We start from the raw sequence: 15554 nt of genomic DNA, 5'->3' as shown, positions 1-15554 counted from the left end.
TCATGCGGTTTGGGTTTTCGATACGGCCGCAAGCAAGGAGCGTCCGATGAAGTCTTTGTCGTCGGTCACGCCCGGCAGGGTGAAGAAATAGCCACCACCGACCGGCTTGAGGTATTCCTCGAGAGGCTCGCCGTTGAGGCGGTTCTGCACGGTGATGAAGCCTTTTTCCAGGTCCGCCTGATAGCAGATGAACAGCAACCCCATGTCCAGCTGACCGTTCTTGTTCACGCCGTTGGAATAGTTGAACGGGCGACGCAGGATCAGGTTGCGCTGGGTCTCTGCGGTGCGTGGGTTTGCCAGACGGATGTGTGAATCCAGACGGGTCTTCTTGCCTTCCGGGTCTGCGGCATAGTTGGGCACGTCGGTTTCGACCTTGCCGTCCATGGGCGCGCCAGTGCTTTTGGTGCGGCCGAAGATCGACTCCTGTTCCTGCAAGGGGGTCCGGTCCCAGCGCTCGACGAAGTTGCGGATGATGCGCACGGCCTGATAGCTGCCGTTGGCGGCCCAGGTCGGTTCGTCGCTGCCCGGTTGCACCCAGACCAGCTCGTTCATGGTCTTCTGGTTATTGGAATCCGGGTTGGCCGAACCGTCCCGGAAGCCCAGAAAGTTGCGGGCGCTTTCAGGTGGCTGGCCGGGTTTTTTCGGTGCCTGCGGCGGCACGGTGCCTTCCTGTTTCCAACGCACCAGCAGCAGGTCGGGCAGGTTCTTGACGATGTCGCGCAGCGCATGGATGTTGCTGTCGGCGGTGTTGGCGCAGAACTGGATGCTCAGGTCGCCATGGCAGCTGGAGGGCTCCAGCGCATCGTTGGGGAAGCCGACCATGCGGCTCAGGCGCAGAGGTTTCACGTCGGTCAGGCCGAAGCGTTCATCGAACAGCGATTCGCCCACCGACACGGTGATGGTCAGGTTATCGGGCGTGACAACCGGTCCGAGGATGCCGGAGTCCAGCGGTGGCAGTTTCGGATCGACATCCGGCACCGGGCCGCCCGTCATCAGGAAGGCGATGCGCTCGTTCAGTGTGCGGAACAGGCGCTCGAGGTCTTCGCGATCCGAGGCCAGCACGTCGAACGCCACGAACATACCCGCAGCGGGGCGCGGGTTGACGACGCCGGTCTGGTGCAGGCCGTGGAACGCGTTACGGTCCTCGGTCTTGTCGCTGTTCGGCGCTTCGGTGACTTGCGCGGGGGCTGCGGCCAGGACGTTGCCGCTCAGGCTGCTGCCGGCCAGTGCGGCTCCGGCAGCGCCGAGGCCCATCAGGACACGACGGCGCTGAATCGAGTCGGGTGCGTTGTTGGCGTCGGGAGTTTTCATGAGGCTGTGCTGTGCTCCTGATGGGCGGAATCGGTTCGGTTCAGAGGCCGGAGAGGCCGAGCGCCGGGTCGATGGTGTTCAGCGCGTCGGCCAATGCCGCCGCCTTGGTCGCGATCTGCTTGCGCTGTCCGGCATCGACCTGGTCGTAAGGGCGATAGCCGTCGTCGGTCTTCAAGAAGTCCAGCGTGGTGTCCAGATCAGCCATGGCCGCATCGATTTTCTGCAATTGATCGCCTGCGCTTTTGCTCAGCAAGGGGCGCAGCAGATCGACCACCTTGCGCGTCCCTTCCAGATTGGCGGCGAAGCCATTCAGATCGCTGTGGCTGTAACGTTCTTCTTCACCGCTGCTGCGCACATCGGCCAGGCTGCGCATGTTGCGAGTGACGATGGCGGCGAGTTGCTCCGGGGCCAACGACTGGGCCAGCAATTGTTGCTTGAGCTGGGTCACGTCGGTCTGCAGACGCTGCGCCACCGGGCTCAGGCCCTCGACACTGTGCTGCTCGAACAGGGCGTATTCGATGCGGTGGAAGCCACTGAAGCCTGGGTCCTGCTCGCGTTTTTCGTAGTAATCGGCGCGGGCGTTGATGGCGTTGTCCAGCTCGGCCAGACGCTGTGCGGCGGGGGCGATGCGCTGGTAAGCGGCACGCGCTGGCAGGTAGGCGGCTTGCGCTGCGCTCAGGTCGCCCGCATCGATGGCCTGCTGCAAGGCAGTGACGGCCTTGATCAGTGCCGAGCCCTGCAAGCTCAGGTACACGCGGTATTCGGACAGCGGACCGATGAAGGCGGTCATCGAGGGACGTGCCTTGGCCTTGGCGTCGGACTCGGCGGTAGGCGTCACGTGCAGCGTGCCGCGCGGGTTGCTCAGCAGACCGCAGGTGATCGCGTAATCGCCAGGCGCCAGATTGGCATTGATCACCTGGCTCAGGCCGGGCGCAATGTTTTCCCGTTCTTCGATCACCAGTACGCCATCCAGAATTTCCCATTCGACGGCGCGTTCCGAGCGGTTGACGATGCGAAAAGCGTTCTGGCCCGCCGCCACGGTGAGGGCATTCGGCTCGCAGTTGTGGGCGTGAATGTTGACCACGGTTTCAGTGCCTGCATTGGCGGCGCGCTTCTTGGCGGCCACTTGCGAAGCGTAATAGAACAGCCCGCCCGCAGCGATCATCAGGATCACGGAGCCTGCGACTGCCAATCGCAGGACACGGGGAGGCCGGGCTTTCTCGGAAGGCCCTGAGGGACGGTTCGACATGGGTGCCCTTATTCGTTCGTCACGGAAGATGAATGTTGCTGCAACGGTGTGCGGCCGGACGGGGCGTGCGGCAGGAAAAACAGCACCAGCGCCCCGATCAGGTAAATGAGGTAGACACTCAGGGTGCTGACCGTCGGTGCGTCCTGGTAACCGAACATGCCAGCCAGCACCGAGCCGGTCGGGCCGTCCATCGGCAGCCAGCCGCTGATGTCGAAGACCACGTCCTGCATGTGGTTCCAGAGGCCTGCTTCATGCAGGGCCTGCACCGAGTTGGCCAGGATTCCAGCCGCCACGATCAGAATGAACAGGCCGGTCCAGCGGAAAAACAGGCTCAGGTTCAGGCGCATGCTGCCGCTGTAGATCGCGACACCAAAGCCGACGGCCAGCAGCAGGCCGAGCAGCGCACCCAGCGGCGCGCCTGAACCTTCGCTCTGCTGGAAAACGGCGAGCAGGAAAAAGACGGTTTCCAGACCTTCACGGGCCACGGCGAAGAACACCATGGCGATCAGCGCGTAGGTCTGGTTTTTCGAGCCGGTGAGGGCAGCGTCCAGTGATTCATGCAGCGCGTGCTTGATTGAACGCGCCACCTTGCGCATCCAGAACACCATCGAACTGAGAATGCCTACGGCAATCAGGCCGACGATGCCTTCGAACAGTTCCTGCTGCTTCTGCGGAAACTCGGCGCTCATCAGCTCCAGGCCTCCGCCGACGAACAGCGACAGTGCGACTGCCAGGAACACACCGATCCAGACGGCGGGCATCCATTCGCCACGGCCGGTCTGCTTCAGGTAACTGGCGATGATGCCAACGATGAGCGCGGCTTCGATGCCTTCGCGCAGCATGATCAAAAACGGAACGAGCATATTTCACCGGGTTGAGACTGAAGACGCACCTGTTTCGAGAGTCTCGGCAAACGGATCGACCGGACACAATGCGTAACATAATGATACTCATTCTTGAATGGAGAAAGTTGTTTTTCGTCCGAAAGTTGTTTTTGCGATGTCGTTCAGGCGAGGTTCAGGTTTTTGAGACGGGGCGTGGGAACTCCCTGAAAACGTCCGGGTTTGCAGATTTCGGGGGCGATGCGGCACAGTGGATTGTCCTCGCATTGCGCTTTTTTATGGACTATCAGAATGTCAGTAGAACCGGAAATGCCCATTGCCCATGTTCAGGCCACTGAGATGCTCAAAGCAGTGGATGGGCGCTGGCAATCGTTGATAGACCATGTCGGCCCTTGCCTGCATCCGGTCACTGCTGCTCAGGACCCGTATCAGGCGCTGGTCAAGGGTGTCGCGTATCAGCAGTTGCACGCCAGGGCGGGTGACGCGATGGTCATGCGCCTGCGTGCGCTGTTTCCGGCTTCACGCTTTCCTGAACCGCAGGCGCTGGCTGAACTGGATGATCAGGCGTTGCGGGGCTGCGGGTTCTCGGCGTCCAAGAGCCGGGCGATCAAGGCGATTGCCGCTGCCAAAGTCAGCGGTCTGGTGCCGGACGTGGTTGAGGCGCTGACTTTGAGCGACGAGGAACTGATCACTCGTCTCACTGAACTGCCGGGAGTAGGCCGCTGGACGGTCGAGATGATGCTCATCTACGGCCTGGGCAAGCTGGACGTGATGCCCGCGAGTGATTTCGGCGTGTGCGAGGGCTATCGACGGCTGTACGGCCTGGCGCTCAAACCCACACCGAAGGCCATGACCGGTCTCGCCGAACGGTTCGCGCCATTTCGAACCGTTGCGGCGTGGTATCTGTGGCGTGTGCCGCTCGACTTCGCGGCTGGTGAGCAGGTTCGTGAAGCCTAGGGTTTGCAGTCGAAGCACTGCACCTGATTCAGAATCCGGTACGCCAGTTTCACGCGTTCTTCGTTCGGGTAGTTTCGGTTGGCCAGGATCACGATGCCCAGTTGCTGCTCGGGGATGAACGCGACGTAGCCGCCAAAGCCGTTGGTGGAACCGGTCTTGTTGACCCAAGTGTTGGATTGCGCGGCAAGGGGCGGGGTGATCGGCTCGGCTTTTTGAGTTTGTAGAATCATATTGCTGGCATTGCCTTCAAGCAGGGTGTCGAGCTTCACCGGCATCGGGTACTGCTCCCAGATCAGGTCCTGAGTCATGCCGCCGACTTTGAAGTAACCGATCCGGGTGTCCTTGAGCGCTTGTTGCAAAGGCGCGTCGTACTGGCCCCGGCCCATGTTGGCCTCGATAAAGGCCAGCACATCGCGGCTGCTGGACTTCACGCCGTAAGCTTCGGATGCCAGCACGCCCGGGTTGACCCTGACCGGTTCATCAAGCTTGTTGTAACCCTGTGCGTAGCGCGACATCTGCTCTTCGGGCACGGTGAGGAAGGTGTTCTTCAGACCCAATGCCGGAAACAGTCCTTGCTGCATGGCGTTTTCGAAAGGCACTTGCATGCTGCGTGCTGCGACCAACCCCAGCAGGCCGACGCTGGGGTTGGCGTAGCTGCGGTGAGTGCCGGGCAGGTATTCGGGTTGCCAGGCCTTGAAGTAGGCCATCATCTGTCCGGTGGTCTGGACCCTGTCGGGAAACTGCAGCGGGAAGCCGCCCGCCGTGTGGGTGCCCAGATTGAAAACCGGCACCTTGCCCAGGCGTGTGTCACGCAATTGCGGCACGTAGGTGTCGATGCGCTCGGTCAACGACAACTGCCCGTTGGCCTGCGCCCAGGTGGCGAGGGTTGCGGTGAAGGTCTTGCTGATTGAGCCCAGTTCGAACAGCGTGTCCGGGGTGATGGCTTGAACGGCATCCTTCGACGCTTTGCCGTAGGTGTAGAACTGTTGCTTACCGTTGTGGGTAATGGCAATCGACAGGCCTGCGATGCCGTTTTCCTGCATGACTTTGCTGGCGGTTTCCCGCACGAAATCGTCCAGTTTCGGGTTCTGTTCCTGGGCAAGCGCGAGCGAAGAGGTCAGCGTGAGGCTGGTCAGCAGCAGGGTCTGCAATGACCGCTTTTGATTCCATTGCATGAAAGCATTCCTTGTTTTTAGGGGTAAGTCTGTTGTTTGCGACGTACTGAAGAAACCCCGTATTTGTGGGAGGTGCCACCATAATGTGGTGTTTGCCAAGACGCGACTCAACAGGCCTCGCTACTCAAAACCTCTCTCATCATCTCCACGAACCGGTTCGCCGCGGGGCTCAGGGTCTGGCCGGTGCGGGTGATCAGGCCGATTTCCCGGCTGACGCCAGGGTGGTCGATGGACACCTGAACGGTGTCGGACCGGCCTTCGTCGGCCGACTCCGGGAGCAGGGTCATGCCCAGCCCCTGGCGCACCAGCGCCAGGACGGTCGACATGTAGTTGGCCTCAAGGCCCGGCACCAGAGCAAGCCCTTCATCGGCGAACAATTGCTCGACCCGCTCGCGCACGCTGCTGTCGCGTCCGGTCAGAATAATCGGCTGGCCCGCCAGATCGGCCAGGCTGACTGACGCTCGTGTGGCCAGCGGGTGAGCGGCGGGGACGAACAGCCGCAGCCGGTCCACCATCAGGCCTTCGAACTCCAGCCCATGGCTCATCCGGGCGCGAACGCCGAGCCCGAAATCGACTTCGCCTTCACGCACCAGCGCGTCGATACGTTGCGCCACAACATCGCGCAGGCGCACTTCGATGCCGGGAAACCGGGTGCGGAATTCGCGCAGGATGATCGGCAGCGAGCTGGAGCACATCGAGGGCAGGGCGGCGAGAGTTACTACGCCCCGGCGCAAAGCCGCCAGGTCCCGCGAACCGCTGACGATGTTGTCCAGATCCAACAGCAGCTTTTCCATGGGCTGCAAATTGTTCTGTCCCGCCGCCGTCAGGCTGACGTGGCGTGGGCTGCGTTCCAGCAGCGCAACGCCCAGCCACTCTTCCAGTTGCTGGATCTGAACGGTCAGCGCGGACGGCGAGAGGTTCAGCTCCACCGCAGCCTTGGTAAAGCTGCCGCTGTGAGCGACGGCCAGGAACGCCCGGATGTGCTGGATCGAATTCTTCATGGGCTGGCGATGCTCGCGATCAATGTTCTGTTTTTTGGAATGAGAGGTGCTGAACATTTCAATTTACAAAGCATAACGCCGTTTCGATACTCGTTGAAAACAACAACAGCTCGTCCCGCCGCACATGGGTCAGGGATGACAAGGAAATTCCCCATGCTCGCCACCCTCGGTGTCATTACCATCCTCTGCCTGCTCGCGGCTGTCATGAGCAAGCGTCTTTCGCCCCTCGTTGCTCTTATTGCGTTGCCCATCATCGCGGCCCTGATCGGCGGCTTCGGTCTGCAGACCAGCGCCTTCATCATCACCGGCATCAAAAACGTCGCGCCAGTGGTGGGCATGTTCGTGTTTGCCATCCTGTTCTTCGGGGTGATGACCGATGCGGGCATGCTCGACCCGATCATCGACCGCATTCTCAAGGCCGTCGGCACACGCCCCACGCGAATCGTCATGGGTACGGCGCTGCTGGCGTTGCTGGTGCATCTGGACGGTTCCGGCGCGGTGACCTTTCTGGTGACCATCCCGGCGATGCTGCCGCTCTACACGCGGCTGGGCATGGACAAGCGCATTCTGGCCTGCGTCACGGCAATGGCGGCGGGGGTCAACTTTCTGCCCTGGACCGGTCCGGTACTGCGCTCGTCTGCGGCTTTGCACGTGCCGGTGGCGGACCTGTTTCAGCCGCTGATTCCGGTGCAAATTGTCGGTCTCGCCTTTGTCTTCGCCTGCGCCTGGTTTCTGGGCCGACGTGAAGAGCTGCGTTTGGGCCTCGGCGCGGGAGCGCAGGTGGATGTGGTGCCCAAGCGGGTGTTGACCGAACAGGAAGAGCTGCTGCGTCGGCCGCGTCTGTTCTGGGTCAACCTGCTGCTGACTATCGCCGTGATGGGCGTGATGATCTCCGGTGTCGTCGATCCGGTGGTGATGTTCATGCTCGGCACTGTCGTTGCGCTGTGCCTCAACTACCCGAACGTCGATGCCCAGCGCACCCGCATCGATGCTCACGCCAAGACCGCGCTGACCATGGCCAGCATCCTGCTCGCGGCCGGGGTCTTCACCGGCATCATGCAGGGCACCGGCATGCTCAAGGCGATGGCCGAAGTGGCGGTGCACCAGATTCCGGCAGGCCACGGCCAATTGATCCCGATGGTGGTGGGGTTCATCTCGATGCCGCTGAGCCTGCTGTTCGACCCGGATTCGTTTTATTTCGGCGTGATGCCGGTGATTGCCGAGGTCGGCAAGGCCTTGGGCGTCGAGCCGTTGCAAGTGGCCCAGGCTTCGCTGTTGGGTGTGCACACCACCGGCTTCCCGGTCAGCCCGCTGACGCCCGCAACCTTCCTGCTGGTGGGCCTGTGCAAGATCGAGTTGGCCGATCACCAGCGCTTCACCATCCCTTTCCTGTTCGCAGCCTCGGTCCTGATGACCCTGACTGCCATGCTCCTGGGAGTGTTCTGAATGAAAACCCTGCGCATCGGCTCCGGCGCCGGTTACTCCGGCGACCGCATCGAGCCCGCCGTCGAGCTGGCCGAACACGGCGAGCTGGACTACCTGATTTTCGAATGCCTGGCCGAGCGCACCATTGCGCTGGCGCAGCAGGCCCGATTGAGCGACCCCGACACCGGTTACGATCCGCTGCTGAGCGAGCGTATGCGCCGGGTGCTGCCTTTTGTTGGGCGCACTACCGGTTCGCGCAGGTTGCGGGTCATCACCAACATGGGCGCGGCCAACCCCTTGGCGGCAGCGCGGGAGGTGCGGCGCATCGCGGCCGAACTGGGTTTGTCCGGGCTCAAGGTCGTGGCCCTGACCGGTGATGACGTACTGGCTGCGTTGCAGACCGATGCTTCCAGACTGCTGGATAACGGCATGACGCTGGCTTCACTGGGAGACCGGCTGATCTCGGCCAACGCTTATCTGGGCGCCGAAGGCATCGTGCAGGCGCTCGAAGCCGATGCCGACGTGGTGATTACCGGCCGGGTGGCCGATCCGTCGCTGTTTCTCGCGCCGCAGATGTTCGAATTCGGCTGGGCTGCCGATGACTGGACCTTGCTGGGACGCGGCACGCTGGTGGGTCACCTGCTCGAATGTGCGGGGCAGATCAGCGGGGGGTACTTCGCCGATCCGGGTTTCAAGGACGTGCCGGACCTGGCCCGGCTGGGTTTTCCGCTGGCAGAAGTCAATGCAGCAGGGCAGACGACGATCACCAAGGTTGAAGGCTCGGGCGGACGGATCGACACCGCGACCTGCACTGAGCAGCTGATCTATGAAGTGCATGACCCGGCGGCTTACCTCACGCCCGACGTGAGCGCCGATTTTTCCGGGGTCAGCTTCCACGCAGACGCAGAGAACCGGGTACAGGTTGCCGGAGCGGATGGCCGTGCGCGCCCCGAGACCCTGAAGGTGTCGGTCGGCTATCTGGATGGCTGGATCGGCGAAGGGCAGATTTCCTACGGCGGGCCCGGTGCGCTGGCGCGGGCGCAACTGGCGCGCGAAGTCGTGCTGGAGCGTTTGAGGCTGACGGGCGTGATTGTCGAAGACCTGCGTGCCGAATTGATCGGCGTCGATGCCTTGCATGGCAGCGAGTTGGGTTCGCGCGCCACGGCCGAGCCTTGGGAAGTGCGCTTGCGTATTGCTGCGCGTTGCGTTGAGCGCAGCGAGGCCGTTCGGGTCGGCAATGAAGTCGAGACCTTGTACACCAACGGACCGTATGGCGGCGGCGGGGCGACCAAGGCAGTGCGTCAAGTGGTGGCGGTCGCTTCGCTGTTTGTGCCGCGTGAAGCGGTCAATCCCGTGATTCACCTGGAGGATTCGGTATGAGTGTTCCCATCAGACTTAGAGAAGTGGCCCACTCGCGGACCGGCGACAAGGGCGATACCTCCAACATCTCGGTCATCGCTTACCGTGCAGAAGACTACGCGAGGTTGTGTCAGGCGCTGACCGTTGATCGGGTGACGGCGTACTTCTCGCAGTTGCTCGACCCGCAAGCCGGGCCGATTCGGCGTTACGAGCTGCCCAATGTGCATGCCCTGAACTTCGTGATCCCCGGCGTGCTGCGCGGCGGAGTGACCCGGTCACTGGCACTGGACGCCCATGGCAAGGCGCTGGGTGCTGCGTTGCTGGACATCGAAATCGCCTGACGTGTCTGAGCCTGAAGGGTCAGGCTGAACCCTTGCAGCAGTGGCCGATAAAGACGTGTTTGCGTAACATGCCCCCTTTTTCGCACCGCTGCGGGCTGTTCCGCAGACGTCGTTCAGGTCAGTCATGAAAACAATCCGTCTACGCGCCGAAGTCCTGGCAGGGCTCACCACATCCTTCGCGCTGGTGCCCGAGTGCATCGCCTTTGCGCTGGTGGCGCACCTCAATCCGCTGATGGGCCTGTATGGGGCGTTCATCATCTGCACGCTGACGGCGCTGTTCGGCGGGCGACCGGGAATGGTCTCCGGGGCTGCGGGGTCGATGGCCGTGGTCATCGTGGCGCTGGTGGTGCAGCAGGGCGTTCAGTATTTGCTGGCGACGGTATTGCTGGGCGGCCTGTTGATGATCCTGTTCGGCGTCTTGCGCCTTGGCAAGCTCGTGCGGCTGGTGCCCTATCCGGTGATGCTCGGCTTCGTCAACGGCCTGGCCATCGTCATCGCCATGGCCCAGCTGGAGCATTTCAAGGTCGGCGAAGCCTGGCTGAGTGGGACGCCGCTGTACGTGATGCTGGGGCTGGTCGCGCTGACCATGGCCGTGGTCTATGTGCTGCCGCGTGTGACCCGCGCCGTGCCGCCTGCGCTGGTCGCGATTCTCGGCGTCGGCCTGGCGGTGTATTTCCTTGATCTGCCGACCCGGACGCTCGGCGACATGGCCCACATCGCGGGTGGTTTGCCGATGTTCAACCTGCCGGACATTCCGTGGAATCTGGACACCCTGCGCATCATCGCGCCGTACGCGATCCTGATGGCGCTGGTCGGCCTGCTGGAAACCCTGCTGACCCTCAACCTGACGGACGAAATCACCGAAACCCGAGGCTATCCGGACCGCGAATGCGTGGCGCTGGGCGCGGCGAACATGGTGTCGGGTGCGTTCGGCGGCATGGGCGGCTGCGCGATGATCGGCCAGACCGTCATCAACCTCAGCTCCGGCGGACGGGGCAGGGTGTCCGGGATTGTCGCGGGCATGATGATTCTGATGTTCGTGCTGTTTCTGTCGCCGCTGATCGAGCGCATTCCCTTGGCGGCGCTGGTCGGTGTCATGTTCGTGGTGGCCCAGCAGACCTTCGCCTGGGCCTCGCTGCGCGTGCTGCGCAAGGTTCCGGTGAACGACGTGCTGGCGATCATTGCCGTGACCGTCGTGACGGTGCTGACCGATCTGGCGACGGCCGTGCTGTTCGGCATTGTCATCGCTGCGATCAACTTCGCCTGGCAACAGGCTCGTGAGCTATACGCCGACAGCCATGTCGAAGCCGACGGCAGCAAGATCTACCACCTGCACGGCACGCTGTTCTTCGCCTCGGCTACACCCTTTCTTGACCAGTTCAACCCGGCCGAAGACCCGGCGCAGGTCACGCTGGACTGCCGTCACCTGAGCTTCGTCGACTATTCGGCCATCGCTGCGCTCAAGACTCTGCGCGAGCGCTATGCCAAGGCGGGCAAGCATCTGCGTGTGGTGCATCTGTCCGAGCGCTGCAAACGGCTGCTCAAACGTGCGGGCGTGCAGCACGCCTGAACCTGTATATGCTGAGTGTCTTTCCTGTTGTCGAAGGTGCGTGATCGATGAGTGCCGTGTCTCCTCTGGATGCCTACGAACGTGCGGTCCAGCGTGGTTTTCAGCCCGATGAGGCGCAGTTGCAGGCGGCCCGTCAGCTTCAGGCCTGCTACCTGGCGCTGGCCGAAGGGCGTGGCCGGGCGCAGGGTGTTTATCTCTGGGGGCCGGTCGGGCGCGGCAAGACCTGGCTCATGGACCGTTTCTTCGAAAGCCTGAGCGTTCCGGCCCGGCGTCAGCATTTTCATCACTTCATGCGCTGGGTGCACAAGCGCATGTTCGAGCTGATCGGCACACCGCATCCGCTGACCGTGGTGGCGAAAGAGCTGGCGCGCGAAGTCCGGGTGATGTGCTTCGACGAGCTGTTCGTCACCGACATCGGCGATGCCGTGATTCTCGGTGGCCTGTTGCAGGTCATGTTCGAAGAAGGCGTGGTGCTGGTCTGCACCTCCAATCAGCCGCCGGAGCAACTGTACAGTCACGGTCACAACCGTGAGCGCTTCATGCCTGCGATCATCGCCATCCAGAAATACATGAACGTCGTCGCGGTCGACGGCGGCGAGGACCATCGTCTGCATCCCGGCCAGTTGCACCAGCGTTACTGGGTGGCCGAAGCCGGACGTCCCAGCGCCCTGCAAGGGATTTTCGACACGCTCAGCGCCGGGCAGCCGATCCACGATTCTCAAGTCATGCTCGGCTATCGCAGCATCAATGTGGTTCAGCATTCCGACACGGCGGTGTGGTGCCGTTATCGGGACCTGTGCGAACAACCGCTGGCGGCGATGGACTTCATTGCCCTGTGCGACCGATTTTCGGTGATCCTGATCAGCGAAGTGCCGTCCCTGAGCGCAGCGCAACGCGAATCGAAAATCGCCCGTGGCACCGAGGATGGTGTTGAGCAGGTGGCGGCGGGGGACCGCGAATTGCCGCAGTTGTCACCTCACGACGACGGCGTGCGGCGCTTCATTGCGCTGGTGGACGAGTGCTACGACCGGCGCATTCCGTTGTATGTCGAAGCGCAGGTGGCGATGGATGCGTTGTACACCGAAGGCTACCTGTCATTCGCGTTCCGCCGCACCCTGAGCCGCCTTCAGGAGATGCAACTGGAGCGTTTCACCGAGCACTGAGGCTCAGGCCGCATCCCGCCGGCGCTGGGCCAGCATGTGTTTGGCGCCTTCCAGAATCAGCACGCCCACCGCGATCCAGATGGGTATGTAGGTGAGCATTTCGTCACGGCTGATGCTTTCGCCCAGCAGCAGCGCAACGCCCACCAGCAGCACCGGCTCGACGTAGCTGAGCAGCCCGAACAGACTGAACGGCAGCAGACGACTGGCGATGATGTAACTGACCAGCGCCGAGGCACTGATGATGCCCAGCACCGGAATCAACAGATAGAGAATGGGCGTCTGCTGGATCGCGAGCGGATGCCCGTTGGCGATGAACCACAGGCCGATGGGCAGCATGAACAGCATGTCGAACCACAGCCCGCCCAGGTTATCGGTCTTGAGCCTGCGCCGCAGCACGAAATACAGCGGATAACCCCCGGCGACCAGCAGCGTTTCCCACGAGAAACTGCCCAGTCGCCACAGCTCGTGGCCGACGCCGATCGTCGCAAAGGCTGCCGCGATCTTCTGCAGATAGGACAGGTGTTCGCCGTACACAACGCGGCCGGTGAGAATCATGCTCAGCGGCAGCAGGAAATAGCCCAGCGAGACTTCGAGGCTGCGACCATGCAGCGGTGCCCACATGAAAATCAGCAGCTGTGCGCCCAGCAGCACCGACGACAACATCAGCCCGAAGAACAGCGCTGGCTGTTGGCGCAGTCTGGCGGCGAGTGCACGCACCAGCTTCCAGTCGCCACTGATCAGCATGAACAGCGTGGCGCAGGGCACGGTCAGCAGCATTCGCCAGCCGAAGATTTCCTGGCCGTCCAGTGGCTTCATCAGCGAGGTATAGAAATACATGACCCCGAACAGCACTGAAGCCAGAACCGACAGCACGACACCTTTGTACACAGCGGCCTCTTGGGTCTATCAATAAGACGCTCTGCCCCGGTTTGGGGCAAACGGCTGCCAGTTTAGTGTGCGGGCGAATAAAAAGCTTCAGTGCAGAGGGACTATCACGCCGTTGATGTCAGCGGCGACGCTAATCCAGCAGTCGATGCAGTTTGGCGTACTGCAGCAACATGATGGTTTTACCATCGCAGATTTCTCCGGTGTCGATCATGGCCAGCGCCTCGTCCAGAGGCAGTTCCAGCACCTCAATCTCTTCGCCTTCGTCCTGCAGGCCGCCGCCGGCACTGCGTTTGTCTTCATCGAAATATTCTCCGACGAAGAAATACAGTCGCTCGGTGACCGATCCCGGGCTCATGAAGGCTTCGAACACCTTGCGCACTTCCTGAATGCGATAGCCGGTCTCTTCCTGGGTCTCCTTGCGGATACAGGTGTGAGGATCATCACGATCAAGCAGGCCTGCGCAGGTTTCGATGAGCATGCCGTCGTGCTCGTTGACGAACGCGGGGAACCTGAATTGCCGAGTCAGCACGATGGTCTGTTTCAGTCTGCTGTAGAGCAGGATGGTCGCGCCGTTGCCGCGGTCATAGGTTTCACGGCTCAGCGTGCTCCAGGTACCGTCGCGGCCGAGGAAGTCATAGGTCGTCTTGCGCAATACGTACCAGTTGTCCGACAGCACCTCGACCTGTTTGATGCGTACACGGTCCTTTGTAGCGACTGGATGGGTCATGGTCTGGCTCCCGTATTAATGACGGGCAGTGGTTGTGACGAACGGTTCATAAATCACTTTTCCTTGAATAACAGGGCGTTCCATGGCGTATCTGATGCCTTATGCCGAAGCCGTTGCGGCAGACTCTTGCACCGATTACGTGCGAAACTGAATCTAGATCCATGTTCCCGGCATGGCAAGGCGGGGCCACAGGTCAAAGGACCTCTGCACCTCTGGACCTGAATGTAAAGGCGTCTGCAATTATCGAGGTTCATGATCAACAACGATTTTAACTTTCAAGGGCGCAGGGCAATAATTTTCAGACCTGTACTTGCGCTGTAAACCATCAGTCAACCCGGCTTTGCCGGATCGTCACCTGCGCTGACGGCATCCGGCCTCAACAAGGAGCATGCATGACCTCTTTCAGCACCGTAGCCCAGGATGCCAAGGCGCGGGCCGAACAGTCTTCGACGCGTATTGCGTTTTTCATTGCCGGTTTCAGCGTCGCTTCGTGGGCACCACTGGTGCCTTATGCCAAACAGCGGATGGGGCTTGATGAGGGCACGCTCGGCCTGTTGCTGTTGTGCCTGGGCGTGGGTTCCATCATCGCCATGCCGCTGGCCGGGGCGCTGGCCGCGCGATTCGGTTGTCGGCGTCTGCTGGTTATCTCGACGCTATTGATCTGTCTGTGTTTGCCGCTGCTGGCGACCGTATCGAGTCTGCCGTTATTGATCGCTGTGCTGTTTCTGTTCGGAGCCAGTATGGGCGGCGTGGACTGTACGGCCAATGTGCAGGCGGTAATTGTCGAGCGGGCCAGCGGCAGGACCATGATGTCGGGTTTTCACGGCCTGTTCAGTCTGGGCGGTATCGTCGGCGCGGCCGGTGTCAGTGGCCTGCTCAGTCTGGGCATTTCGCCGTTCGCGTCGATGCTGATCGTAGTCGCGCTGACGCTGCTGGCACTGGCGAAGGCCGCCCCCAATCTGTTGTCGTATGGCAGCCGCTCTGACGGCCCGGCGTTCGCAATCCCGCATGGCGTGGTGCTGTTCATCGGGCTGCTGTGCTTCACGGTGTTTCTGGCCGAAGGTGCAATGCTGGACTGGAGCGCGGTGTTCCTGACGTCGTTGCGCGGTGTCGAGGCTTCCTACGCCGGACTGGGCTATGCGGTGTTCGCCGCGACCATGACGCTGGGACGGCTGTTCGGCGATGCGATCGTGCGCCGGGTCGGTTCCAACCGAGTGATTATCCTTGGCGGATTGTGCGCAGCGGCAGGTCTGGCCGTGGCCACATTGATTCCGGCCTGGGAAGCGGCGTTGCTGGGGTATGCACTGGTCGGCGCAGGCTGCTCGAACATCGTGCCGGTGTGTTACAGCGCGGTTGGTCGGCAGAAAAGCATGCCGGAAAGCGTGGCAATCCCGGCAATCACCACCGTGGGTTACGCCGGGATTCTGATCGGGCCTGCTGCCATCGGCTTCATCGCCCATGTCAGCAGCCTTGAAATCGCTTTCATGATCGTCGCCGTGATGCTCCTGGGCGTGGCGATCGGCGGGAGCAAATTGAGGACCTGAGC

General features: G+C 61.8%; 14 protein-coding genes. 7 read left to right on the top strand and 7 right to left on the bottom strand.

Features of this window, described 5'->3' with window-relative positions; all coding sequences use genetic code 11:
• The 3 genes from efeB to efeU are packed head-to-tail and all read right to left on the bottom strand — an operon-like array spanning position 1 to position 3423.
• Entirely contained in the window at positions 1-1311 is a 1311-nt protein-coding gene (efeB, locus tag AO065_RS20930; protein WP_004883840.1) for an iron uptake transporter deferrochelatase/peroxidase subunit, read from the bottom strand.
• 40 nt (positions 1312-1351) lie between these two features.
• Positions 1352-2560, bottom strand: coding sequence for an iron uptake system protein EfeO (gene efeO / locus AO065_RS20925; protein WP_032651565.1), 1209 nt, complete (start codon positions 2558-2560; stop codon positions 1352-1354).
• Positions 2561-2568: 8 nt separating this feature from the next.
• On the bottom strand, positions 2569-3423 hold the full coding sequence (gene efeU / locus AO065_RS20920; RefSeq protein ID WP_004883838.1) for an iron uptake transporter permease EfeU: 855 nt from the start codon (positions 3421-3423) through the stop codon (positions 2569-2571).
• A gap of 318 nt (positions 3424-3741) precedes the next feature.
• On the opposite strand from efeU, the gene AO065_RS20915 reads away from it, so the two are divergent.
• The gene (locus AO065_RS20915) at positions 3742-4359 is read left to right on the top strand and encodes a DNA-3-methyladenine glycosylase family protein (RefSeq protein ID WP_100225934.1); all 618 of its coding nucleotides are present in this window, start codon (positions 3742-3744) and stop codon (positions 4357-4359) included.
• Here AO065_RS20915 and ampC read toward each other — a convergent pair.
• Both ampC and AO065_RS20905 read right to left on the bottom strand, forming a co-directional pair.
• Entirely contained in the window at positions 4356-5534 is a 1179-nt protein-coding gene (ampC, locus tag AO065_RS20910; RefSeq protein WP_004883836.1) for a class C beta-lactamase, read from the bottom strand. The two genes, AO065_RS20915 and ampC, sit on opposite strands and share 4 nt — an antisense overlap.
• Positions 5535-5641: 107 nt before the next feature.
• Positions 5642-6535: a LysR family transcriptional regulator gene (locus tag AO065_RS20905; RefSeq protein WP_032651573.1), complete on the bottom strand. Its 894-nt coding sequence runs from the start codon at positions 6533-6535 to the stop codon at positions 5642-5644.
• 9 nt (positions 6536-6544) lie between these two features.
• On the opposite strand from AO065_RS20905, the gene AO065_RS20900 reads away from it, so the two are divergent.
• From AO065_RS20900 to zapE, 5 genes are all read left to right on the top strand, one after another.
• Entirely contained in the window at positions 6545-7981 is a 1437-nt protein-coding gene (locus tag AO065_RS20900) for a CitMHS family transporter (protein WP_338012473.1), read from the top strand.
• Complete coding sequence (locus tag AO065_RS20895; RefSeq protein WP_004883833.1) at positions 7982-9340, top strand: acyclic terpene utilization AtuA family protein; 1359 nt, start codon at positions 7982-7984, stop codon at positions 9338-9340. It abuts the gene before it with no gap.
• On the top strand, positions 9337-9660 hold the full coding sequence (locus AO065_RS20890; RefSeq protein ID WP_004883832.1) for an AtuA-related protein: 324 nt from the start codon (positions 9337-9339) through the stop codon (positions 9658-9660). The genes AO065_RS20895 and AO065_RS20890 overlap by 4 nt, the downstream gene beginning before the upstream one ends.
• Before the next feature lie 124 nt (positions 9661-9784).
• On the top strand, positions 9785-11230 hold the full coding sequence (locus AO065_RS20885) for a SulP family inorganic anion transporter (RefSeq protein ID WP_004883831.1): 1446 nt from the start codon (positions 9785-9787) through the stop codon (positions 11228-11230).
• A 47-nt stretch (positions 11231-11277) separates the two neighbouring features.
• The gene (zapE, locus tag AO065_RS20880) at positions 11278-12393 is read left to right on the top strand and encodes a cell division protein ZapE (RefSeq protein ID WP_004883830.1); all 1116 of its coding nucleotides are present in this window, start codon (positions 11278-11280) and stop codon (positions 12391-12393) included.
• A gap of 3 nt (positions 12394-12396) precedes the next feature.
• On the opposite strand, the gene rarD is transcribed toward zapE, so the two are convergent.
• Positions 12397-13281 carry an EamA family transporter RarD gene (rarD, locus tag AO065_RS20875; protein WP_004883829.1) on the bottom strand — a complete coding sequence of 295 codons (885 nt, stop codon included), beginning with the start codon at positions 13279-13281 and terminating at the stop codon, positions 12397-12399.
• 130 nt (positions 13282-13411) lie between these two features.
• Positions 13412-14008: a GDP-mannose pyrophosphatase NudK gene (gene nudK / locus AO065_RS20870; RefSeq protein ID WP_004883828.1), complete on the bottom strand. Its 597-nt coding sequence runs from the start codon at positions 14006-14008 to the stop codon at positions 13412-13414.
• Positions 14009-14400: 392 nt separating this feature from the next.
• Between nudK and AO065_RS20865 the strand changes: the two genes are divergently transcribed.
• Positions 14401-15552: an MFS transporter gene (locus AO065_RS20865; RefSeq protein WP_004883827.1), complete on the top strand. Its 1152-nt coding sequence runs from the start codon at positions 14401-14403 to the stop codon at positions 15550-15552.
• The last annotated feature ends 2 nt before the right edge of the window (positions 15553-15554 follow it).

Source organism: Pseudomonas viridiflava, assembly GCF_001642795.1.
Taxonomy (GTDB): domain Bacteria; phylum Pseudomonadota; class Gammaproteobacteria; order Pseudomonadales; family Pseudomonadaceae; genus Aquipseudomonas; species Aquipseudomonas viridiflava.
The sequence above is the reverse complement of the archived record's forward strand: the minus strand, read 5'-3'. Positions and strand labels throughout refer to the sequence as shown.